The sequence below is a fragment of the Algoriphagus sp. Y33 genome (genome assembly GCF_014838715.1).
Classification (GTDB): domain Bacteria; phylum Bacteroidota; class Bacteroidia; order Cytophagales; family Cyclobacteriaceae; genus Algoriphagus.
The window spans coordinates 2,581,206-2,603,486 of the sequence record NZ_CP061947.1 but is presented as its reverse complement, the minus strand read 5'-3'; the positions used below and the strand labels follow the sequence as shown (position 1 = coordinate 2,603,486).

Below are 22,281 nucleotides of genomic sequence, written 5' to 3'. Positions count from 1 at the left end.
CTTTTAGCAGAGCAACTATTTTCACCATTTAAAATCGAAATATTATGAGTTGTTTCAAATCAGCATCAGCAAAAGTTGTAGGTGGGATTACTGGGCCTCTTTTAATTGTTAAAGTTAATGATGTCCCATCTGGCATAGTTCCACCAACTTTAAAAAAAGGAAATATTCCTTATGACCCTAAAAATGTATTTCCTGTCATAATTAGTAATTCAGTTCCTGGTTCTACTTCTGTGAATTTGGAAATAACACAAAATCTTACCGACGAAAACGAATTTGATTTTGTGGAATTGTTTTGTGGAGAAATTTCCAAAACTGGTACTCGTATTCCTATAGTAAAAGAATAAAAATTCCTTTGCTATTCAACCAGAAATGTGGATGACTTTCTGGATTTCAGCTAAAAACACCCTATATATTGTATATAAAGTTTCGATTTTTACCTTTTCTTGCAATAACCTTTTAGTAGAAGACGAACAACCAACTTTTATCACCCATCCGGGCTTAAATCCGGAAATCCACCTGCCCCCAATTCTCTCGGATGAAAAAGGTAACTATTAAAAATTTGATTGATTTCAGAGCTAAGACGGATCGGTCTAAGATCACTTTTTTGAAGAATCTGAGAAAGGAAAAAATGAAAGCACCTACAGATGATGGTGGTGATTATTGGATAAGTTGCGTAAGTGCAATTAGTAATGTCTTTAGGAATAATGACAGAACTTTGCTGGGAATGAAGGTGGCGGAAATTCAGGACAAACTTAAAGTAACGACGAGGAAACAAACGAAGGATCAATATCAAAGGAATATAGATATCCTCACGAGTTTTGAAGATTTTGATCTGCAGACAATAAGACCAGCCGCAGAAATCAATATTAAAAAACAACCAAAAACAAAAGCATTATTAGACATCAGCGGCCTACCCATCGAGGCAAAACCAAGTCATGTTTTTAGTTTTTCTGAAAATGGAAGTGAAGAGGTTGGCGCGGTTTGGTTTGTGGCAAAAAAGGGAGGTTTTCATCTATATGATTTAGGCATGTTTGCTGATATGATCTATAGATATTTGGATGCCTGCTATTCCAGGGAATACTTTGTAAATGCGTCATTCTGCATTGCTGTAGATGTGTTTAGTGGTAAAGTAGTCAGGTATAAGGATATTGAAAACGGCACAATTCCTTCTTTGATTGATACTACGATAGAACAGATGAATAAATTGTAGACTAGTACATTGATTTCCTGTGCAGCTCAAGTCACCGGTTAAAATGGACTCTTTTTTGCTCAATGGTAATTTGTAAACCTAATTCTCAATTAGCTTTGTGTCATGGTTCAAACCGCCCCTGTTACTTTTTCTGATCCTAAACTCCTGGCAGGATTGTATTCCAATGCCTCATTCCGAAATCTTTGCAAGCCCGGCGAGAAGCAGAATGGCTTTGTGAAAATCCTTCAATCCACCCTGAATAGTGACATCAAGGGGCATACGCTAAGAGGAATACTGGATATCGGCTACAAGGAATTACTGCAAAATTATCGCCACGAATATTTATTCAAGACCACACTTCTCAATGATTATGTGCTGAAGAAATATTCCATGAAGAGCTCCATTTTGTTAAACGAGTTCCAGGTCGGTAAGTCAATAGCTGATGCAGTTCTGGTCAATGGAACAAACAAGGTATTTGAAATCAAGACAGAGTTGGATTCACCCAATCGACTAACCACCCAGATTCAGGACTACAAGAAGGCCTTCTCTGAAGTTTACTTAGTAGTGCATGAAAATCAGGCTGAGAAATATGCAGCTGTCATTGCTGAGGAAATTGGATTATTATGTTTCTCAGAGAAAAACCGGATTTTGAACTATAAAGAGGCTACTCCGGATATCAACAGGTTGGATGTGGATGTGATGGTTAAGTCCTTACGCAAAGATGAGTTGATCCTGCTTGCTACTAGACTCTCTGGAGAAATACCTGAAGCAACTCCTGTAAAGCTGTTTAAAACTTGCCAGCAAATAGTAAGAGACTACCCGTGTACTGAAGTTCAAAATAAGTATTTGGGGATCATCAAAAAAAGAATCAATCCAGTGACTAATGAATTGATCAAATCAGATCAAATTCCATCTTGGCTGAAATTCTTTTGCTATTCAGAAAATATCAAAGAAAAAGATTATATTCACTTAATTGATAGTTTGGATATAACCTTATGATCTGATGTATTTTCCGTTTTTGAGAGGAAAGCAATTTGAATTGATTGCACTGCGTGAATTGGTGTCCCTTCCTCTGGATGCTAATAAGGTTTCTCCAATAGTTGAGCCTCTTAAAAAAAATCTTAATTCGGTAGCTACTGCTGCCAAAGCATTAAAAATTATCGGGGTAAAAGTCCAACTAATAGTCAATCCTCAACATGGTGACTTGAAGGATAATACGGATGAAGTTTTAAAATTTATCTCCATTCAAGAACTGTCTTATGGTACTGATAATTTGATTCCAACTTTTTTAATTCAAAATACTAGTGATTTCCAGGCTTTACATTCTTTTAGAACTAATAGAACTTGGTCTGGTAATCCTTTCTCTTTGATTCATTTGAAGCAAATTCCCGAAGTGGATCAAATTGTCCATTATACGGAAGGAAGCCAGTTGTTTGCTAACATCATTCATGTGAATCAGGTACTTGCCTTACGAAGAAAGTTTAGGAAAATACCATCTTCCCTTCTGGCGGATCCATTCAATAGGCAATTAAGAAATAAAGACTATCTGGACTTGGAAGATGAGTTTTTCTCAAATGATTACCTCTATTTTTTAGATGAGGGCTATGCTGGGTATGGTGATTATCTCACTATTGGTTCTGATTTTATAGAAGGTGGGAGACTTCCCTATGCTGTCGTAATTCACTTAACCTATTTGGATTCTGTGTCTGGCGATATTCGAATTCGCCATTTTCTATCTGATAGCAATCAAGATGATAGTGATACTGCCGGTAAGTTTTATGAGGCTTTGACCAAACTGGTCAGGTTTGTAGAAACTCATAGAATCGCTGAAACTATGGCGACTTCGAAGTTTAAAGAGTATTATCGAACTCAAGCCTACCCAGGTCTTGGCGTAATTAAAAAGTTATCCATGATGCACCATATAGAATTAATGCAATCGGTGATGAAATGAAATTTTGTGCTCTTGATATTTTTCTGGATCCCTCGATTCTTTTAATTGGGACGATGGTAAGTGCCGATGGTAACTGTCCCTATACTTCAAGGATAAATGTTCCTCTTGTTCCACTATCATTTGTAGGTGAAAAACTCGAAAATCTACTTTCCTTGTATAGTCCAGCAGATAATGAGGAAGAAGGCATAGACTTAATTGATCATATCTTGGATTATTGGCCCAGTTTATTTGATTTGACGAAAATCCAAAAAACTATCCTACCTGCTGTATTTGAAAAGGTATTTGAGGAATACGAAATATTGGATTCTAACCTAATAAAAAGTAAAGTAGTTTTTCTTCCACTTTTTAATAAATCCATACAGGATTTTGAATTGGATTTAAACAGTCGATGGGAAAAACTGACTGGCGAATTGAAATATCAAAATCGATTCTTTCTTTCTGAAGAACTAGATTGGGATTCTATCGGAACAACCCTTGAGTTGCTTGTGAGAACCCATGCTAAAGGAAATCGATATTATCGAGCGAGGATCTCAGAGGATAATATTGATATCAGCCAGATGGGCAAACCCCCTAAAGAAAAAGCAAGTGCAGGAAGAGCAAACCCACTTGGAATCTCCTATTTGTATTTGGCAACTGATCCTGAAACAACCTATTACGAATCGAGGGCAGGGCTACATGAGCAGATCTTTTTAGGGGAGTTTGAGGCAATGGATAACTTAAATGTGGTTTCCCTGGAGAGAATTGAATTTCTGGGCCCGGTTGAAATCCAAGAGTTGGGATTTGATTTGGTGGAATTTATTCGCTTTAGAGGGTTTTTGATGAAATTAAGCGAAGAACTTTCTAAACCCATTCGGAAAAAGGATTCAGACTTTGACTACCTACCTACGCAGTACCTATGTGAATACATTAAATCTGTACTTGGATTTGATGGCGTACAGTACCAAAGTTCCATGAACCCCTCAGGCTCTAATTTGGCAATTTTCAACGACGATAAAGTTGGATGCATAAGTGTGAAAGTATTCAAAGTAGATCAGGTTAGATACGAGGTATCCGAAAGGGAAGACGCACAGGGCTAAGGACTAGATTGATCCTAATACAACCAAAAAAACACCCCTTCCCCCTCACTTTTTTCACTTTTATCTACAAAAATACCCTGAACTAGGGTGTTTTTGTGTCAAAGATTTTTTGTTTTATTGAACAATCAATTTACAACTAAATTAAATGCTACTTCTGATGAGTTGGGAAAGTGCGGCATTGCCTGCCTCTCCGATGAAAGGATTACAAAATATCCCGCCGCTAGCCTCAGTTTGGACGTAAATCTAAACTTAACAGATTCTAGTCATTTGTTGTAAAAATTGAAAGCATTTTAACTAATTGTAATGTCAAAGGCCACAAGTTTTGTAGGAGAACATACGGTAGAGCTTACCATTGTCCCAATTTTAAAGAATATTCTTGAAAAAGAATTTAATTTCGTAGTGCCCATTTTTCCTTGGATGACCCGTGAAGGAGGAAGTATCTCTAAATTGATTCATAAACATGATGAATTTAAGATAATTGGTTTATATCCCAGACGACCAAAACTTGTAACTCCCGAGACAGATATTCTTGTTTTAAAAATAAGTCACCAAATAATTTTTGGTGCGAAATCAGGGAAATCTCTAGGAATACCTATAATTGGAGGAATCCCTTTAGTTAGAAATTTTTGGGAATTGTGCCATAAACCTGACTGTTTATGGCTAAACCTTGACTTTGACGCGAATGAACAATTGGAATATGAAATTCCACTGGATAAGATTAATCAACCTAATGAACCAATATCGAAAAGAACCTTTAAATCAGAAAGTGAAATAATTCAATTAATAAAGGAGACTGCTATAACATTTGACATAACTAAAGCAATTAATGCCTTTGGGAAAATCAAAATGGATAGTATGAATTTAGATTTTTATTCTAGTTTTGCCTATATGGGAGGTTATAAGCCAATATATTTCTTATTAAAGTAAAGTATCGAATACAAGGCAATTTATGACAATGAAGTGCGGTATGATGGGAGACTATCACGTACCATTCTGTGAGAGGATCGGGGTGAAATTCCCCTTGCCTACGCGACACTTGACCGTTAGCTACAAGCTTATGAACCAACTACAATTCGACATACATCAGAACTTTTTTCTCCACACTGATGGCTGGGGCCAAGCTCAACTGCAAGATATAACTAAGTTACTTGATAGCGTTATAACTGACTTCTATACAAATTTGGACTTAGGACAAATTACAGGAAAAACAGTTTATATAATTAATGCTAAGAACAAAGTTCCTCCAAAAGATTGCCCCGAAATTATTAAACTTGATAGTTTCAACTTGATATACCTGAACACATCCGACAGACTTTGGAGTCAATATTGCTACCAGTTTGCCCACGAACTTTGTCATCACGTGGTTGACAGCGACTTCTACACGACAAATGACAAATTTGGATGGTTTGAAGAGGCACTTTGCGAATTAGCTTCAATCTTCTGCCTTGATAAAATGTCGCAAACTTGGCAGACAAATCCTCCTTACCCAAATTGGAAGGACTATTCAACGTTATTGAGTGAATACCTCATAGAGAGTATTGATAAACCAGATAATAAAATTTCTAAACCATTTAAAATTTGGCTAACAGAGAATCTTGATGAACTTTTTAAAGACCGATATAAAAGATCAGAAAACAGAATTATAGCATTGCAATTATTTCCACTTTTCAAACGCAAACCAGAGTTTTGGAAGATTACTCATTATTTGAAGTTTATAAAAGTGACAGATGAAATGACTTTTGAAAACTTCTTAGACGCTTGGACGGAATTAGTTCCTGATACATTGAAAGAATTGCTTGCTGAAATTAAAACAGTGCTAAATGACCAGAAAGTCAGCAGCTAATCGAGACGGCCGTGAGCTATAAGCCCACGGCGCACAGGTCTCAGTGAACCTCTTAATTCATACAGGTCTTATTATGCAGTCGATTATTTCAAAAGTATAGGACAGAAATACCTCCTAGTTTAATGTACAAGCATGTAAGATCTTCTTCAATGCGGCGGCATCGGAGGCGTGAATCCCTCCCTAAACTCAGAAAATCACAGGCTATTCAGCCTAAAATCTTGAAATTTCCCTCAATTTCCTCCCGTTTTCCCAAAAAATACCCTGTACATGGTATGTTTTCCTATCATTTTATTCCTTTTCTTGCGTACAGCCTTTTAGTTATTGAGAACGACCAACCTACTTCTTACTCTTTATTCCGTCTGGAGCAGAGCCGATCACCCTCTCTCTTCAGGAGAGGGCAGGGGGTGAGGTAGACTATACCAGCTTTTATCATCTATCTAGGGTTAAATGCGAAATCTGTTTATTAACTTTTAAGAGAAATCAGATAACCTGATGTTAAATACCTAATAAAATTAAGGCACCATGGCTAAGAAAAATGAACAAACATCAAAGAAGGCAGCGACTGCTGCTTCAAAGGACTTGCAAGACCCGAAATCTTCAAAGAATGCTAAAACTGCAGCAGGGTCAGCGTTAACTCAAGCTCCAGATAAAAAGAAGAAGAAAAAATAGGTCTGGATTTTTATAGATAAAAGTAAGATTATGCACCCGTTTTCACGTAGACTTGATGATAGTGACTTAATTGAGCATTTTTTAATAGAAGTGCTTGAATTCAATCCTGAAGATATTGAGCAGGTCATTACAAAAATCAAGAATGGTGAATTTCAAATTAAAAGCTATCCTGACGAAGATTGTACATTGAGGAGTACTAAACATAGAAGGAGAAAATTTGCAGAAAGTTCTATTCGGTGGGGTTTGAGAAAGCAAATAGTTCAAGAGCTCTTTACAGGAAGGAGACTTGAGAAGGATGACGAAATAGTTCTTGGAAATGGAGGTGCGTTACCTATTAGTGATCTTAAATCAGAAAAGAAAGCGGTTGTTCTTACTGGCTTACCTGCTTCAGGAAAGTCAGGTATTGCTAATGAGTTGGCGGATAAACTAGGTGCCATAATATTAGATTCCGATTTTGCTAAACGAAAATTGCCAGAGTTTGAAGATGGGCCAGGTTCTGCTTCGCTTGTCCATGAGGAGTCAGACTTATTGATATTTGGATCAGATCAAGTGAAAACTCCAGAAGATTTCATGCCGCTTTTTCAATTGGCACTTATGGAGAATTATAATTTGGTAATACCGAAAATTGGGCATAAATTAAGCGGAGTGATTCAGTTGGGTGAGATTCTAAAAGCTTTTGGATATGAAACTCATTTGGTTTGTGTAAATTTGGATCGCAAAAAAGCAACTATTCGTGCAATACATCGGTTTATGGATACTGGGAGATATGTGCCACTTGGATTGATATTTGATGGTTATGCCAATGATCCTTTAGGAACCTATTTCCTTATTAAAGACAGTATTGATATTGTAAATTCCCCTTACGATTCATTTGGGCTGATTAGTTCAGATGTTGCTTTAGGAAAAACTCCCAGAGTCCTCCAAGCTTCACCGCAAAGCCCAATTTAAAATTCAGACAACATGAAAAAAGGTCATAATAAAACAATTGAAGGAAAGGCGCTGAAAAGAAAGGCTTTTACTGAAAATATATCTTTAAAAGCCCGCCGTAAATCTTTATCAGATAAATCTATTAAATATTCAGATGGTGTAGTTAGAATTTACAAACGTGAAGAAGAGGATATCAACAGATTTGCTGCTTTTGCTAGAACATTAATGCCTAGATAGATTAATGAGGCTGTCCAGTATTTTGAGACAGCCTCTTGTTTTTTAAACCCACTCAAATATTAAAATTTCAAAACCTCCCAAATCCACTCCCAAAGACTTTTCTTCTTTTTCGCATCAATTGGGGTTTTTTTCTCAGGCTCAGGGGTATAGTACTTCTCTTTGGCTACCTTATCGGCTTGCCTTCCATTTGAGATTTGATCATCAGACCAAGATCCAGACCATTCAACCTTGCTCTTTTTAATCCAATAGTGAGATTTACATTCAAAACTCCAATTTCCGATGGAAGGATAGAGTGAAATGCCCTTTCCGTCAAATGTCATCTTCCAGTCAGTAGGAGAGAATGGTGTCACCACCTTATTGCGGCAGCCACACACACAAAGGTGTATGGCTGTGCAATATTCCATAGAGATATAGAGTATTCCTTCCTGTAATTGATCAGGAATAAATTCTACAAAACTATGCTGCATGATCATCATTTATGATTTTTGAAACCTCAATTGAATAAGTTGAATGATGCTCATTCTCCAAATCAACGTATATTCCAGAAACCTTTTTCCATCTGATCACTGCAAGAATTCCATTAAGGGCATTTAAATCAGCTATCTGAATATTTGTAGCATATTCATTCTCCTCTGTTTCTTCGGAAAATATTCTTGAGTTTAAATGGTCTGATTTTCCCGAAGAACCAGAAGTCACCCGGACTGCCCCAGTGAGTTTACCCTCTACTTCCATTATGCCAATGCCAACGTCCGAAAAGGCAATTCCCTTTTCAGTCAAGTAGTTAGTGATCATCTTTCTGGCGGCATTGTTATCAACACATATAAAGACATAGGACATCTCATCCAATTCAGATAGATTTCCTTTCATTACATAGGCTTCATGCTCCAAAATTCCCTTGTGCATCTCTGAATAAATCCCGCTGTAATAGGAAACCTTTGAAGGACTCTGATTCAGAATATCTAAAGAAGCTGCACCGGGAGACCGAAATGCATTGTGCTGATCAAAGCTGTCTCCATCATAGATGTGAATTTCTCCAACGGGAGTTTTAGCCACAAGATCTAGGATATAAGCACCTGTTCCGCCAAGACCCACTATTGCTATCTTATGTCCCTTCACCTTATCGTTGATATTCTCAATTTGAGCCCTGCTCGAATTGGTGTCGATGTACTGGAATACCGTTTCACATGCTGAATCAGCAATAACTTTAAAAGTCTTCTCAGTAACTCTGCCATCTAGAAATTTAGCTGGTGCAGAAATAATGTCTGCATATCGCTTGACCTTCTCGTATTGGTTGGGGTATCCTCCTGATGGTTTGTTGGAAAACGATCTGTCAATCTGAATTCTGTCATTCAATTTTTTGGGATTGTTTGAATGCTGTATTTCAGAAATCACAGTGCCATCTACATTGCAGGGGTTTTCTCCCGCAAACTCAATCACATGATTGTTTGGCTTCTCGATTTTCCCATTCCCAATCAAAGTAAGTGGGCTTACCAATGTTCCGTATTTGATTTCTTTTTTAGAATTCAGATAGGGGATATGGTGGACAAGTAAATGTCCACCTATAATTTTCATTTCATAGCCCTCATCCCGAAGGCGTTTTAAATCCGGATTACGATTTATCAGTTGCTGTGACATTGAATAGCATTTTGTTTTTAACACGTACAACTGAATTTTTTACCATAGTCCCTTCGGGCTTTGGTTCATGTCCTCTGAAATAGGTAACTGTATACCCTTTATTAGGATTAGGATCATAAGCTCCAAAGGCTAACTCTACGACCTGCTCGAAAGAAATCGTTGGTTTGTTCCAGTCCTTCGCTAGCGCATTTACGATGACTGCAAATTTGACTGGAGCGGGTTTGGTGATGAATTTTTCCTTTCCAGGCCTCGCAAGATCTACAACCTCATCATCAGTGATCAAGTCGTCCTCCCATCCTTCCTTGATATCCAGGAAAATGTCTATCTCTGGAGGAATGTTCCCAAGCTCCCGAATTTGAATTCCTCGGATAAACTGTTTGTACCAGACAAAAGGCTTTCCATCGATAGAGAAGTGGAGTTTCTTTTTTACAAAGAAGTACTCTGTCTCTGGTCTGGCAAGATTGACTGACTTGTCGTTTTCTATCAGCTCGTCATTATAAGGTCGAGTAATTGATAGAAATAGGTCCGTCTCCCATGGAATTCCAGCAAGTTCTTTAAGCTGTGCTCCAGTCAAGTATTGTTCGAAGGTTTCATATTGCTTACCTTCAATCACGAGCTTTAGGCTCGGTTTTGTAGGGGATTGTCCCCCTTCTTTAAGTGGTTCCATTTTTATAATTTTTTGGAATGATAAATCAACTTTTTATTGCCCCGCTTATCATTTCAGCGGGAAGGAACAGAAATTTGTCCTGAAAATTAGTTTTCTGATTGCGATTAAAATTGTTAGTTGAATACTGCCTGGCACATAGTTGACATGTGTTAAAAATCCCTTGAGGCTTGTATTTATCACTTAAAGGAGGTAGGTTTGAACACCACATTTAAATCTACCAAAAGCCTTGCAAAGGCCTAGGTTTCCTTTAAGGATTATCAAGCCGAGTGAATTTTTGCTCGGTTTTTTTTAATGTTTTTTGTCTCTAGGTGGAAATGGATCGTGACCATAAGAATCTTTGTCACGAATTTTCCCATTCCTTCCGTGTATAACAAGCTCTGATTTTTGATTGATGGCTATCCTTCGTCCAGTTTCAATAGCTTTTTGCTGTGTAGTAGTCACTACTGTTGCTTTCTGATTTCCTGCTCCCTTTACTGCCCATCCTTTTGGATGATTTACGACATGCTGGTTCTTTTTCATTCTCTGTTTGGTTAAAGTATAATTCAAATGTAAAGCCAAAATCTAATTATAGCAAGCAAGAATCTAAAATAAATTAGATTATATCTAGTAATCAGCTTGATAAATTTAGATTTATTAGTATTTTTGTAGAAATAAACCAAAAATGAAATCATTAGGCGATACTTTAAAAAGCACTAGAGAATCTTTGTCATTAACCCTAAGGCAGGTTGAGGATGCAGTTGGGATTTCTAACGCATACCTTAGTCAACTTGAGAATGAAAAAATCAAGAAGCCTTCCGCAAACATTCTTTACAAACTGGCAAATCTCTACAAGATTGATTTGAATGTATTATTAAGGTCTGCTGGCATCATTAAGCAGGAATTTCAAGGTGAAGAATCCGAGAAGAGCAAGTGGGAGCAGAAAATTGCTTTTTACGACAACAATTTAACAGATGAAGAAAAAAACGATGTATTAGATTTTATCCAATTTAAATTAAGTAAGAAGAAATGATAGATGATTCAACCAAAAAAGATATTGACCAAATTTCTCTGGATGTACTAAAGCAATCCAAGGCACTAGATGTCTTTCCTACACCCATTGACAAAATTATTCAGTGTGCTAATTTAATAGTAAGTAAAGAAGTGGACTTAGTTCATGTTAATGAAGGCTTTTTAACAAAACTCTCGGGAAAATTTGATGCTTTTGTTAAGCAGGTTAGGGGCGTCCTTGATAGGCGTGAAAGAATGATTTATTTGGATTTGAGTCAATCGAATAATAGACAAAATTTCATAAAACTTCATGAAGCAGGTCATGATTTGTTGCCTTGGCAAGGGACGACATTAGAATTTCTTGATGATGACGATACTTTAGATCCATCTGTTAATGAACAATTTGAAGCGGAAGCAAATTATTTTGCTTCTGCCACATTATTTCAAAATGACAGATTTGATTCTGAATCAGCAAAATTAGAATTGGGTATTAAATCAGTGATGTATCTTTCAAAAAGATATGGAGGTAGTATTCATTCAACCTATAGAAGGTATGTAGAGAATTCTAGTAAGAGTTGCTGTTTGCTACTACTGGAGAATATTTCCAAAAAGGGCGATTTTCCCATTTGCGAAGTAAGAGATTATTTCCAGTCTCCCAGTTTTAGTAGAAGATTCGGATCGATAAGTTGGAATCCTACGTTAGGTTTCACGTGGCCATTTGTTAAAGACTATTATTTTGGGAGAAAAATGAATTGTAATGGTGAAATATCCCTACCAACTCAAAATGGCGAATTGAAATGCAACTACCAGTTTTTTAATAGTTCATATAATGGTTTTGTATTTATCTTTCCAAAGGGGGAAAAAATCAAATCCAGAACAACTTTTGTGTTAAATAATTTGTAACACCATCAAAAAAAATTGAGTTTGGTGTCTAAGGGTTTGTAGTGAATTAAAAAAACGAGCCAAATTATGACTCGTTTTAGTTGTGCAAAGAAATTCACTTTAATTCAATTTTTCTAATTCGTCGAATGAAGTAAATTACCGCAATCAACACAATTACCTCAATACTCATGTTATTGGTATTTGTGGGCTCAATCAGAATTTATCCTTGATGAGCCATTTCAAGGAATATCTGCCTAAAAGAAAAACATCTTTCTTCGTAGGGTAATTTTTTAATCAACCTTTAAAGGATTGTTCTTCGAAAATTGACGAGTTGGATCATAAATGTTGTATTAATCCATTTGGATCTACTATAATTTATGCTAAACAATTCATATCTACGATGAAAAGGGGTTTATGGTTGCATATTGGATATTCCGGCGCATGCTGACCCCTCGATTCCGGAGAGTTTTTAAGTAATGAAAGTGCCTTAACAGGCAGGATTCGACTGACATTCCGGCGCATGTTGACCCCTTTAAGATAGATTTTCGGTGATATTCCGGAGTATGTTGACCCCCCTGATCGATGGTTTTGGGTTTTTAACCGAGATTTTCGATTACCACTAATCATAATCCTATTTTTGACAAATCATGATGGATGAGTCAGATAAAGCAAACAGTACGCCTTCACAGATAGAGAAATGGGTGTCAAACCAATCGCTCACATCACAGATCTGGAACCGAACCCCATGACCCACTTTCTGTTTTCGCCTGAAAAATGGCACAGCTGGTTGCAGATAATTCTGCTGATCCACCGAAAAACACCGCAATCCTTAACATTTCCTCCTGTTTTCTTGGAAAATACCCTGTGAAGGAGGGACGAGCGTTAAAAAATGATCCCTTTGGATCATTTTAGCGAAGTAGCCAGCCAGCGTGATGGGATGGTGTCATTTTATTCCTTTTATTGCATAAGCCTTTTCGTAGAAGACAAATAGTCAACTTTTAGTACCTATCTGGGCATAAACCCGGAGAACCCTTCAATCTAGTGGAAGCACTAGCTTGAAAATATAATCTCACAATCGCCTCCTCTTTAAGGAGGAGGAAAGGAGGAGGTAGGAAAGCCAATTGCAAATTGGTAAAGATAGAAGGGTGAAGTTACAAACTTCACCCAGTGCCACGAGCGATGTGACTACTCCCAGAGGGGGTAATTGCTGGCAGCATCTGTGTTCGTGAAATAATTTAGGAACATTTTTTCAATTCAATTAAGCAAAAATTAACCATGAGAGACACGAAGTATTCATTTAACACTGCTATTCAAGAGGAGTTTATCCCTTTAATTAGAACTCATTCACACCGTGTTTTTGAAAAGGCTCAAAGCGTGATTTTCTATTTGTATCAAGGCATAGACCCGAGAGTCCACTTTAAAGTAGAATTTGTTATTGGAGAATTGGGCTTTGTTCAGAGATGGTTTTACCATGGCTATTACTTAGACGAAAATGGTGGAATGCAGCAAACCTTTAATGACTTTGAAATTGATCCAATATCCCTTGAAGTGCTGATTCTGCATATTTCTGGTGATATAGAATTTGCTGTTAATGAATGGATTGATTTTAAAATCTAATCCCAATTGATTTTTATTTAACAATAAAATTTTTGTCAAAATATTTGACAATAATAATTTTGTCATTAATTTTGGCAATAGAATTATTGTCAAATGAAAAACAGTCTAGGAAATCCAGCAAGAGGTGAGGCCTTCTATCCAAGAGAAACAGAGGTAAGGAAAATATATCGTGTCTTGGATAAAGGCACAAGTATTTATTTATCAGCTCCAAGGAGGGTAGGTAAAACCTCCATTCTAAAGCATATCGAGGAATTCCCGAAAGCAGGATATTATTTTGTGTACGTCATCACTGAATCGGTAGATTCTGAGAATGAATTTTTTAAAGTGGTTTTTGAGGCTCTTATCAGAAGTGAGGCTATTGGAAAGCTGAGTAAGTTGTACGATTCTATCAAAGGGGGATTAGAAGCTATTCTGGGTCGTGTAAAGACTGTATATCATGTAGAGATCAGAGAAAAAGGAGAAACAGATTACTATCAGATTTTAGTTGAGCTATTTGAAAACATCAAAGAAGAGTTCGGCCGCGTGGTAATCCTTATCGATGAATTTCCCCAGACCATCCAAAATATTCTGAATAAGGAAGGGCAAGAGGCTGCCCAGCATTTCATCCAGCGGAATAGGGAGCTCAGGCATAATAAGCATGTCATTGACAAAATCCATTTTATCTATACCGGATCCATGTCTCTTTATCCCATGGTGGAGCAAGTAACGGAGCTGACCGCAGTCAATGATTTACGAACTGTTGAAGTAAATCCACTTTCTAATGGTGAAGCTCAGGATTTTTTACTCAAACTCTTAGCATCTGATGGATTAGATTTAGAGGAAGGCCTTATCCAGTATGCTCTGGTTAAAATGGGTTGGCTGATCCCTTTTCATTTGCAGCTGATTGCTCAGGAAATTGTAGAGGTATATGAGACAGATGGAGAATCAATTGATAATAAAGCAATTGACCGGGCCTTTGAGCAAATCGTTCACTCCAGAAATAAACCCCAGTTCGAACCATACTTCGCAAGATTAAAGACATTATTCAAAGGGTCTGAGTATGCTTTTGTATCGGAGGTTTTACAGTTCATCGCAATAAATGATACCATAAGTAGAGATGTGCTACACGATACAGGAGTAAAGCATTCAGTGGAAGAGGTAAGGAGAATAATGGATATCCTGGAAGGCGACGGGTATCTCTTCAGAAGTGAAGATAAAGACTATAGATATGCATCACCGATTCTTCAGATGTGGTGCCGTAAACATATTTGCAAATAAGCCATGAGCGTAAAAACACTATATAATCCAGCAAGCCTTGACCCGTCAGAACTGATAGGGTGTTTTGTTGTCAGGACAAAGAGCTTTGAAAAGATTTTTGAAGATATCAAATCCAGTGACATGAAGTATCCTGAAAAGCACTACCTGATTCAGGGCCAGCGAGGAATGGGTAAAACGACCTTGTTGCTAAGGTTAAAATATGAGGTCGAAAATTCACCTGAATTGACAAAATGGCTACTTCCGGTATTTTTCAATGAGGAGACGTATGATTTGAATTCGCTTTCTGGTTTGTGGGAGAAGCTATTAAAGTTTTTGGATGATGAATATGACACCAATGGTAGATATTATGAGCATACGGAAGACTTTATTGATTTAGACGACTACGAGAAAAAATGCTTTGACTACCTGATAGAAATCCTTAATAGTAAGGGAAAGAAAATCATCCTTTTCTTTGACAATTTTGGACAGCTGTTTCTGGATAACCTAAAGGAAAAGGAGAAGAGGCGTTTGCGTGAGATCTTAATGCAATGCAATGATATCCGGATTATCGGTGCTTCCGCCATCGTTTTGCAGGATTTGCATGACTACTCTCAGCCTTTCTACGAATTCTTTCAAGTTGTCCATTTGGATGGATTAAGCAAGGAAGAAACCTATCAGTTGATTGAGCGACTGCAAGAAGGCTGTGAGCATAAAATTGACCTCAAAAAGAATAAAGGCAAAATAGATACACTAGCTATTCTTACAGGAGGAGTTATTCGTACGCTGATGATGGTGTATGAAGTATTGCTTGATGATCAGGATGGATCCGCATTAAGTGACTTAGAACTGATATTGGATCAGGTCACTCCACTATATAAGCATAGAATAGAAGATTTGCCCATACAGCAACGCAGAATTGTGGATGTGATCGCTAAGCGATGGGATGCGATCAGCGCAAAAGAAATTGCGACTGAAATAAGAGAAGACGGAAAGAGGATGCAGACTAAACTAATCTCTGCACAATTGGCTCAGTTGGAGAAAAATAATGTAGTCGAAAAAAAGCAAACCAATACCAAGAATCATCTATATCAGTTGAAAGAACGCTTTTTCAATATCTGGTACTTGATGAGAAATGGGGATCGTCGAGATCGAAGAAAGGTGAAATGGCTGACTAAATTTCTGGAAATGTGGTATGATGATGAGGAAAGTATTGAGACTTTCTTGGAAAGGCATATACTTCGGCTAAAATCTGGGGGCTATAATGCCAAATCTGCTCTTTTATTAGCTGAAGCTCTTGCTGACATAAATAAGATTAATCCGATTATCCTAGACAATTTAATGGAAGCAACATCTGCAATTCTTAATGAGGATCAAAGATCGCAATTAAATATAGGAGAGAAAAAACTTATCCTTGCAATAAAATCATACAAAGATCAAGATTTAAAGAAAGCTATCTATATTCTAGAAAAAACTAAAGAGAAAATTAATTCGCATAAGCTTGTTTTGTCATTTTTTTACTTTTTGGATAAGCAAATAGAAAAAATAGGTATTGAATTGTCAGCTTTAAAAAATGTTGATTTAGAGGATCTTGATTTTGTCAAACAACTTTGTATTCTCTCAAAAGATCCCAATTTAATGATCGATGTTATGAGTAACTCTTCAAAAATTGAGCAGAAGAAAAAAGAACTAGCAATTGGGGATGTCTATTTCGAACTAGGAGATTATGAACTAGCAGAAAAGCATTATAATAAAGCTGTTGAGTTTGGTGAAATTACACCTTATAAACCTTTATCAACGATTTACTCTTACAGGGGAGATGATAGTTATGCCGAAGAATTGCTGGTCTCCGGCCTTAAGGAAGGAGTTGTTGAACCATCCGATGTGTTGGAATTTTATGAATTCCACTTGGATAAAGAGCCGAGGGAAAAAATTAGAGAAATAGTAGAATTAATGCCAAAAGATGATCCATATTTTAATTTCTACAAAGGGCTTGACATATTCAGATCAGAAAAGATCAAATCAAAGAAATTTGGAGAGGCAAAAGGGTATTTAGAAAAAGCATTAGTTGATTTTGATAAAATTAAGGTGCGTGATTTAAGATTTACTCAATTGATCTCAAATTTGCTTTTGTTCAATATTCAAATAGCACTTGATAAAATAAAGTTAAAGGAAATATTAGAAAGGTTTGAGGAAGCAGAGATTGCTCCACCTTTCTTAAAGGTACATAGTGCTTTTGGATACATTCTTTTAGGTGATTATAAAAGGGCTTTTGAATTGATGAGTTTGAATCAAGTAATAAAAGACTCGATAGAATTTGATGGTCAACGAGATAATTTCAACGACACTCTTCTTCTATTTATGGCTAAAAATCAACACCATTTAGTATTTGATTTGTTCTCAAAAAACGAAAATCTAAAAGAAGCTCTTAAGCCTACCTACTATGCCCTCATGACACTTCTAAAAGAAGAATACCCTAATGAGATCATCAAAATGGGAGAGGAACTTACCCAGCCCGTCTCCGATATACTTACAAAAATTGAAGAAATGAAAGAAGAATACAAATAAATGACTGACAGAATAGGTTTTATGAAGTTTGATATGTCATGCTGATACTCAAAACAGTCAGTAAATTCTGACAAATATACTGACTAACAGAATAATATTTGGCGGCAAAAGAGTAATTGTGACAGTTTATGTCCAAATATCAGATTTATAGATACTTGGCACGAAGACTGTTAAAAATTGTTAACTTCTTTTAAAAAGAAGTTAGTCAATAGAGTAAAAAAATAAGGGGGAAGCTTCCGTTGGGAAAATAGGCTCCCCCGCTTTTACTAGGTTTCGCAGCCCAAAGGTAAGAGTTTTTTTATTTTCCCGGTAGGTATTATCTCTGCCTATTTGACAGAGATGGTTAAACGCTAGAACAATGGCAAAAACCGGAGATGGGAAGAAAATCGTCCCAGTAAAACCGTACACCAGAAAGGTGGACGGGAAGAAAGTAGTGGTGCCTGGACATAGAAGATCCACACCAAATTAAAGCCTTATTGGCTTCGGGCCGATCTAGGATCGGCCTATTTTAAATGTTTATCATCTTATCTTAAAAACAATGTTATGGCTACTATTTCCATAAATCAACTGGCCGAGTTTTCCAAGGCGACAGAAAAAGGAAAAGCTAGAATTATTAAACAGCAGATTGTTCCAAATCCTGTTTTAATCCCATGGTATCAACTTGCAAAAGCGAGATTGAAAAAAAGTATCTCTCAAAATTGGGATCTCAATCCAATCTATTCTGGAATTGAGCTGTTAAAAAGAAGAACACAATTTGAGAATAACCGACAACGGATTGACCAAAAGGTTTCTTTAGAAGCCCTAGAAAGTTTTCTCAGTACTCCTTCGCCGCTCATACTTCAATCAATCGAGTATGAGAGAATAATACCTGATACCAAAAGTCTTGTTTTGGGTAACTTAGAGATCATTGTAGCTCCAGATGTGGTATTTCGGACTGAAATAGATGGTCAAAAGTATTTGGGAGGTTTTAAAATCCATGTTAGTAAATCAAAAGTTTTTGATCTAAAGCAGTCCAGTTTGGTTGCCACTGTGCTTTGGAAGTATTTAGATCGAGAAGTGGCAAGAGAAGATGAGATTGTCATGCCAGGTTTGTGTTTCTGCTATGATGTTTTCTCCAGTAGAATTGTTCCTGGAAATGAAGATTCAATTGCACTACTAGAAAATATAGATATATGGAGCCAAGAGGTAATCCAGATTTGGGATAGTTTAAGTCAGGCGGGATAGATATGGAGATTTTGAATAAATCACAGCTTTCAACCAATAATTCGGTGACTAAGAAAAAGAGGAGACCTTCAATTCCTACAGAGACAAAAACAAAACTATGGCTAACCTCAGGTGGCAGATGCCAGTTTAATGGATGTAATAAGCCTCTGTGGAGAAATGATGTCACGATGGGCATCATGAATAAATCCTACATAGCCCATATTTACGCTTTTTCAGATAATGGACCAAGGTATGATGAAATTCTTTCTCCACTGCTAGAAACAGACTTCGCAAATTTGATGATGGTGTGCGATCAATGTCATCGAACCTTCGATGATAAAGATAAAGTGAATGAATATCCGGCTTCTTTTCTGATTCAGATGAAACAATCACACGAAAAAAGGATTGAACTTCTTACAGGTATTGATGTGGATAAAAAAAGCTTTATACTACTTTATGGAGCTAAAATAGGTGAGCATGATTCCCCATTAAGCTTTCCAAAGGCAGCAGAAACTATTGTTCCGAATTTTTATCCTGTTTCAGCAGAACCTCTTGACATTGGATTAAAAAATTCAGCATTTAAAGATAACAGCAAAGAGTATTGGGATTTTCAGGTTGCGAATTTGGTGCAATTGTTTAGAGAAAAAGTTTCTTATTCTAAACAGGCCGGCTCTTCTCCACATTATTCTATTTTCGCTTTAGCACCACAGCCACTCCTAATTAAACTAGGCACACTGCTTTCTGATCTTTATGAGGCGGAAGTTTATCAACTCCATCGTAATCCGAAAACATGGAAATGGCTAGAAGAGGATGTCGTTGCGAAATTTAAGTTGTTTGAACCTCAGAAGGATGCAGAAAATGTGGCGCTAAACATTTCATTGTCAGCAAACATTTCAAATGATAGAATTATAAAGGTTCTGGGAGAAAATACGGCAATCTGGACAATTACCATTGATTCGCCAGATAATGACTTCCTTCGTAATAGAAGTCAATTCCTTGAGTTTAACAAAATAATTCGTAAAGCATTTGATCAAATTAAATCGAGACACGGTCAAGAAGCTTTTTTGAATGTATTTCCTGCAATGCCTGTGGCTCTTGCTGTAGAATTGGGCAGAGTTTGGATGCCTAAAGCAGATATGAGATTAAAAATATTCGATCAAAATAGAGAAGCAGGTGGATTTATAGAAACATTAACAATACCAGTATGAATTTAACTAAGGAACAAAAAGAACAATTTGAAGAGATTCTTGAAGAGATTGGGTCTTCACTTGATATAACTGAATCAGAGTACAATGCCGCTGTCCAAAGCTATGAATCTGTTGGGAGATATCTTTCAAAAGATGATTCAGATTTGGCAAAATATGAACCAACAATTCTCCCCCAAGGATCATTCTTGTTAGGGACAGTAATTAGACCAATCTGCAAAGAGGACGATATTGATTTGGATCTAGTTTGTCAATTGAAAAACAAGAATTTTCACTGGACTCAAGCTGATGTGAAAAATAAAGTCGGTGATCAATTAAGAAAGCATAAAACCTTAGAGTCGTTACTTGATGAGGAAGGCAGAAGATGCTGGACTCTAAAGTACAGGGAAAAATCACCTAATGGTGGTAAATATCATATGGATATTCTTCCGGCTATTATAAGTGAAGGATATGGAATACTTCTTGAAAAAGCATTTTCAAATCGATCCTTGGAGGAAGTTGACAGCCTTTCTATTAGAATGACAGATACAGAATTGCTTAATTATGCTTCTTCAATCTATGTGGAAGAATGGCCAAAGACCAACCCTTTTGGATATGCAAGTTGGTTTTTTCAGGAGGCTGACATAGGGCTTGAAAAAAGCTTTAGCCTCCGAGAATCCATAAAGCCTGTCCCAAAATACCAGAAAGAAAAGCTACCTCTTCAGAGAGCTGTTCAAATTTTGAAACGTCATAGGGATATGATTTTCAATGGAGATGAAGATAAGCCAATCTCTATTATTATTACAACCTTAGCAGCTAGAGCATATCGGAAAGAGTCTGATGTAGTCGGGGCGTTATTTGGAATAGTGAATCGGATGGAGGACTTTGTAGAAACAAAAGAAGATCCAGATACTGGTGAATTTTACAAATCAATACCTAATCCTGTAAACCCTGGGGAAAATTTTGCGGATAGATGGCGTGGAAACTCCATTAAAGAGGATAACTTCTACAAATGGCTAAAAAAGCTGAAGAAAGATTTGGCTGAGTTTGTTGAAAAAAGAGGGGTAAATCTTCAAAATTCCTTATCGGATTCATTAGGAAAGGGAGTGATTTCTGAGGCATTTACCAAAATTGGTGTTCGGAAGCGAATGCTGACTGAATCAGGTTTAAATCGGTTTGACTCAAAAATCGGAATAAGTACTTCAGGGGTTAGTTTTCTCAAATCTCATAATTTTTATGGAAATGCAGAAGAGTAACTTCATTAGCGTAGGAGCACAGGCATTAAATCTAAGAAAAAAGTTTCCCTCAGGTGAAATTACTACCGATAAGGATCAATCACTTATTTGGAAGGGGACTTTGACCCCTTCACCTTTGAGTGAGTTCTATGATATAAAACTTAAGTTTCATAAAAATGAAGGAGTCGATGTTTGGGTTACTAACCCTCTTCCTTTGCTTTTAGCTCCTAACAAAACTAAACTGCCTCATGTTTACGACCACAAACGTCAAGAACTATGTTTGTATTTCCCAGATGGGAAAGAGTGGAATCAAAGAAAGTTATTGAGTGAAACTATTTTGCCTTGGACCATTGAGTGGTTATATCATTACGAAATATGGGTGCTTACTGGAGCTTGGACTGGTGGTGGTTTGCATCCAAAAAAGAAAAAGCCAAAAAATAACTTTGATATTCGAAAGGTCTTTAAAAATAGGTGATCTGTGGAGCATTAGCTAAACGGGAGTGTTATCTAAACTCTGTCCTTCCTTTTTCAAACCACCTCCTTCCCCTCCTCAGTAATCACATAACTCTGCTCAGGACTACTTCTTCTTTTTAGGAGGTTTGCACTCCATGCAAAAATCACTTAACTCCAAAATCTGTATTCTCACAGATTCGTGCTCGGCTTTTAGAAAACCAGATTCTGATCCAAATTCACTTTCATTTAATATCCTTGAATTCTCCGCCACCATTTCTTGATTTAATTTCTCATAAATGGGCTGGAAAAAACTGGCATCAGAAAAGGCTCCTTTCTGCTCATAAAGCTCTTTTCTCAATTTTCTCGCATACAATTCATGAAGATCAAAATCATATCTTGAATAAGCCAGCAGGTAGTTAGCGGACAATGAGTCAGGAGCTGAGATGACTGCGAGGTTCTGCTTGAAAATGGTCTTAACCTTGGAATTAAAATTCTTGGTGAACATAAATTCGTAGGATGACATAGAAAAACTAAAATCTATAGTAGCTCCTGATTGTATAAAAACTGAGTTTTTCGACGGGTCTATTTTTGACTGATTAGATTTGAAATTATTCAATTCTAACACGTAGTCCTCCTTCCATGGAATTTCTTCTTGGCAAAAAGCAGAAAAGGATACTAGGAATAGATATACGGCAAAGGCTGATTTAATGATGGAACTCATTGTA

Annotated in this window: 24 protein-coding genes; 19 read left to right on the top strand and 5 right to left on the bottom strand. The window is 36.9% G+C overall.

Features of this window, described 5'->3' with window-relative positions; all coding sequences use genetic code 11:
- The first annotated feature begins 44 nt into the window (after positions 1-44).
- The 10 genes from ID165_RS10595 to ID165_RS10550 all read left to right on the top strand — a co-directional run bounded on the left by ID165_RS10595 (position 45) and on the right by ID165_RS10550 (position 7,892).
- A complete protein-coding gene (locus ID165_RS10595) occupies positions 45-344 on the top strand; it encodes a hypothetical protein (protein ID WP_192350372.1) in 300 nt (99 codons plus the stop codon).
- Between the two features lie 191 nt (positions 345-535).
- Positions 536-1,210 (top strand): hypothetical protein, encoded by a 675-nt coding sequence (locus ID165_RS10590; protein WP_192350370.1) that lies wholly within the window; start codon positions 536-538, stop codon positions 1,208-1,210.
- Between the two features lie 102 nt (positions 1,211-1,312).
- The gene (locus ID165_RS10585) at positions 1,313-2,188 is read left to right on the top strand and encodes a sce7726 family protein (RefSeq protein ID WP_192350368.1); all 876 of its coding nucleotides are present in this window, start codon (positions 1,313-1,315) and stop codon (positions 2,186-2,188) included.
- A gap of 4 nt (positions 2,189-2,192) precedes the next feature.
- Entirely contained in the window at positions 2,193-3,140 is a 948-nt protein-coding gene (locus ID165_RS10580) for a sce7725 family protein (RefSeq protein ID WP_192350366.1), read from the top strand.
- Positions 3,137-4,216, top strand: coding sequence for an RES family NAD+ phosphorylase (locus tag ID165_RS10575; RefSeq protein WP_192350364.1), 1,080 nt, complete (start codon positions 3,137-3,139; stop codon positions 4,214-4,216). Before ID165_RS10580 ends, ID165_RS10575 begins: the two co-directional genes overlap by 4 nt.
- A gap of 303 nt (positions 4,217-4,519) precedes the next feature.
- Positions 4,520-5,143: a hypothetical protein gene (locus tag ID165_RS10570; RefSeq protein ID WP_192350362.1), complete on the top strand. Its 624-nt coding sequence runs from the start codon at positions 4,520-4,522 to the stop codon at positions 5,141-5,143.
- Positions 5,144-5,273: 130 nt separating this feature from the next.
- Positions 5,274-6,059 carry a hypothetical protein gene (locus tag ID165_RS10565; RefSeq protein WP_192350361.1) on the top strand — a complete coding sequence of 262 codons (786 nt, stop codon included), beginning with the start codon at positions 5,274-5,276 and terminating at the stop codon, positions 6,057-6,059.
- Between the two features lie 522 nt (positions 6,060-6,581).
- Positions 6,582-6,728: a hypothetical protein gene (locus tag ID165_RS10560; protein WP_192350359.1), complete on the top strand. Its 147-nt coding sequence runs from the start codon at positions 6,582-6,584 to the stop codon at positions 6,726-6,728.
- 30 nt (positions 6,729-6,758) lie between these two features.
- Positions 6,759-7,676, top strand: a complete 918-nt coding sequence (locus ID165_RS10555) for a zeta toxin family protein (protein WP_192350356.1) — start codon at positions 6,759-6,761, stop codon at positions 7,674-7,676.
- Between the two features lie 12 nt (positions 7,677-7,688).
- Positions 7,689-7,892, top strand: a complete 204-nt coding sequence (locus ID165_RS10550) for a hypothetical protein (RefSeq protein ID WP_192350354.1) — start codon at positions 7,689-7,691, stop codon at positions 7,890-7,892.
- 59 nt (positions 7,893-7,951) lie between these two features.
- Here ID165_RS10550 and ID165_RS10545 read toward each other — a convergent pair whose 3' ends face one another.
- The 4 genes from ID165_RS10545 to ID165_RS10530 form a co-directional block, all read right to left on the bottom strand.
- A complete protein-coding gene (locus tag ID165_RS10545) occupies positions 7,952-8,359 on the bottom strand; it encodes a DUF6527 family protein (protein ID WP_225587070.1) in 408 nt (135 codons plus the stop codon).
- Entirely contained in the window at positions 8,349-9,527 is a 1,179-nt protein-coding gene (locus ID165_RS10540; RefSeq protein WP_192350350.1) for a ThiF family adenylyltransferase, read from the bottom strand. Before ID165_RS10540 ends, ID165_RS10545 begins: the two co-directional genes overlap by 11 nt.
- Entirely contained in the window at positions 9,502-10,194 is a 693-nt protein-coding gene (locus tag ID165_RS10535) for a multiubiquitin domain-containing protein (protein ID WP_192350349.1), read from the bottom strand. Before ID165_RS10535 ends, ID165_RS10540 begins: the two co-directional genes overlap by 26 nt.
- Positions 10,195-10,482: 288 nt before the next feature.
- The gene (locus ID165_RS10530) at positions 10,483-10,713 is read right to left on the bottom strand and encodes a DUF2188 domain-containing protein (protein ID WP_192350346.1); all 231 of its coding nucleotides are present in this window, start codon (positions 10,711-10,713) and stop codon (positions 10,483-10,485) included.
- A gap of 142 nt (positions 10,714-10,855) precedes the next feature.
- On the opposite strand from ID165_RS10530, the gene ID165_RS10525 reads away from it, so the two are divergent.
- The 9 genes from ID165_RS10525 to ID165_RS10485 all read left to right on the top strand — a co-directional run bounded on the left by ID165_RS10525 (position 10,856) and on the right by ID165_RS10485 (position 21,578).
- Positions 10,856-11,203 (top strand): helix-turn-helix domain-containing protein, encoded by a 348-nt coding sequence (locus tag ID165_RS10525; protein ID WP_192350344.1) that lies wholly within the window; start codon positions 10,856-10,858, stop codon positions 11,201-11,203.
- Positions 11,200-12,084: an ImmA/IrrE family metallo-endopeptidase gene (locus ID165_RS10520; protein ID WP_192350342.1), complete on the top strand. Its 885-nt coding sequence runs from the start codon at positions 11,200-11,202 to the stop codon at positions 12,082-12,084. The genes ID165_RS10525 and ID165_RS10520 overlap by 4 nt, the downstream gene beginning before the upstream one ends.
- Positions 12,085-13,338: 1,254 nt before the next feature.
- Positions 13,339-13,680 (top strand): hypothetical protein, encoded by a 342-nt coding sequence (locus ID165_RS10515; RefSeq protein WP_192350334.1) that lies wholly within the window; start codon positions 13,339-13,341, stop codon positions 13,678-13,680.
- 93 nt (positions 13,681-13,773) lie between these two features.
- Positions 13,774-14,937, top strand: a complete 1,164-nt coding sequence (locus ID165_RS10510; RefSeq protein ID WP_192350332.1) for an ATP-binding protein — start codon at positions 13,774-13,776, stop codon at positions 14,935-14,937.
- A gap of 270 nt (positions 14,938-15,207) precedes the next feature.
- On the top strand, positions 15,208-17,481 hold the full coding sequence (locus tag ID165_RS10505; RefSeq protein ID WP_225587069.1) for a tetratricopeptide repeat protein: 2,274 nt from the start codon (positions 15,208-15,210) through the stop codon (positions 17,479-17,481).
- 543 nt (positions 17,482-18,024) lie between these two features.
- On the top strand, positions 18,025-18,705 hold the full coding sequence (locus ID165_RS10500; RefSeq protein WP_192350328.1) for a hypothetical protein: 681 nt from the start codon (positions 18,025-18,027) through the stop codon (positions 18,703-18,705).
- Positions 18,706-18,749: 44 nt separating this feature from the next.
- Positions 18,750-19,892: an SAVED domain-containing protein gene (locus ID165_RS10495; protein WP_225587068.1), complete on the top strand. Its 1,143-nt coding sequence runs from the start codon at positions 18,750-18,752 to the stop codon at positions 19,890-19,892.
- Complete coding sequence (locus ID165_RS10490; protein ID WP_192350323.1) at positions 19,889-21,124, top strand: nucleotidyltransferase; 1,236 nt, start codon at positions 19,889-19,891, stop codon at positions 21,122-21,124. Before ID165_RS10495 ends, ID165_RS10490 begins: the two co-directional genes overlap by 4 nt.
- A complete protein-coding gene (locus ID165_RS10485) occupies positions 21,111-21,578 on the top strand; it encodes a hypothetical protein (RefSeq protein WP_225587067.1) in 468 nt (155 codons plus the stop codon). Before ID165_RS10490 ends, ID165_RS10485 begins: the two co-directional genes overlap by 14 nt.
- 102 nt (positions 21,579-21,680) lie before the next feature.
- On the opposite strand, the gene ID165_RS10480 is transcribed toward ID165_RS10485, so the two are convergent.
- Positions 21,681-22,277: a hypothetical protein gene (locus tag ID165_RS10480; protein WP_192350321.1), complete on the bottom strand. Its 597-nt coding sequence runs from the start codon at positions 22,275-22,277 to the stop codon at positions 21,681-21,683.
- Between the last annotated feature and the right edge of the window lie 4 nt (positions 22,278-22,281).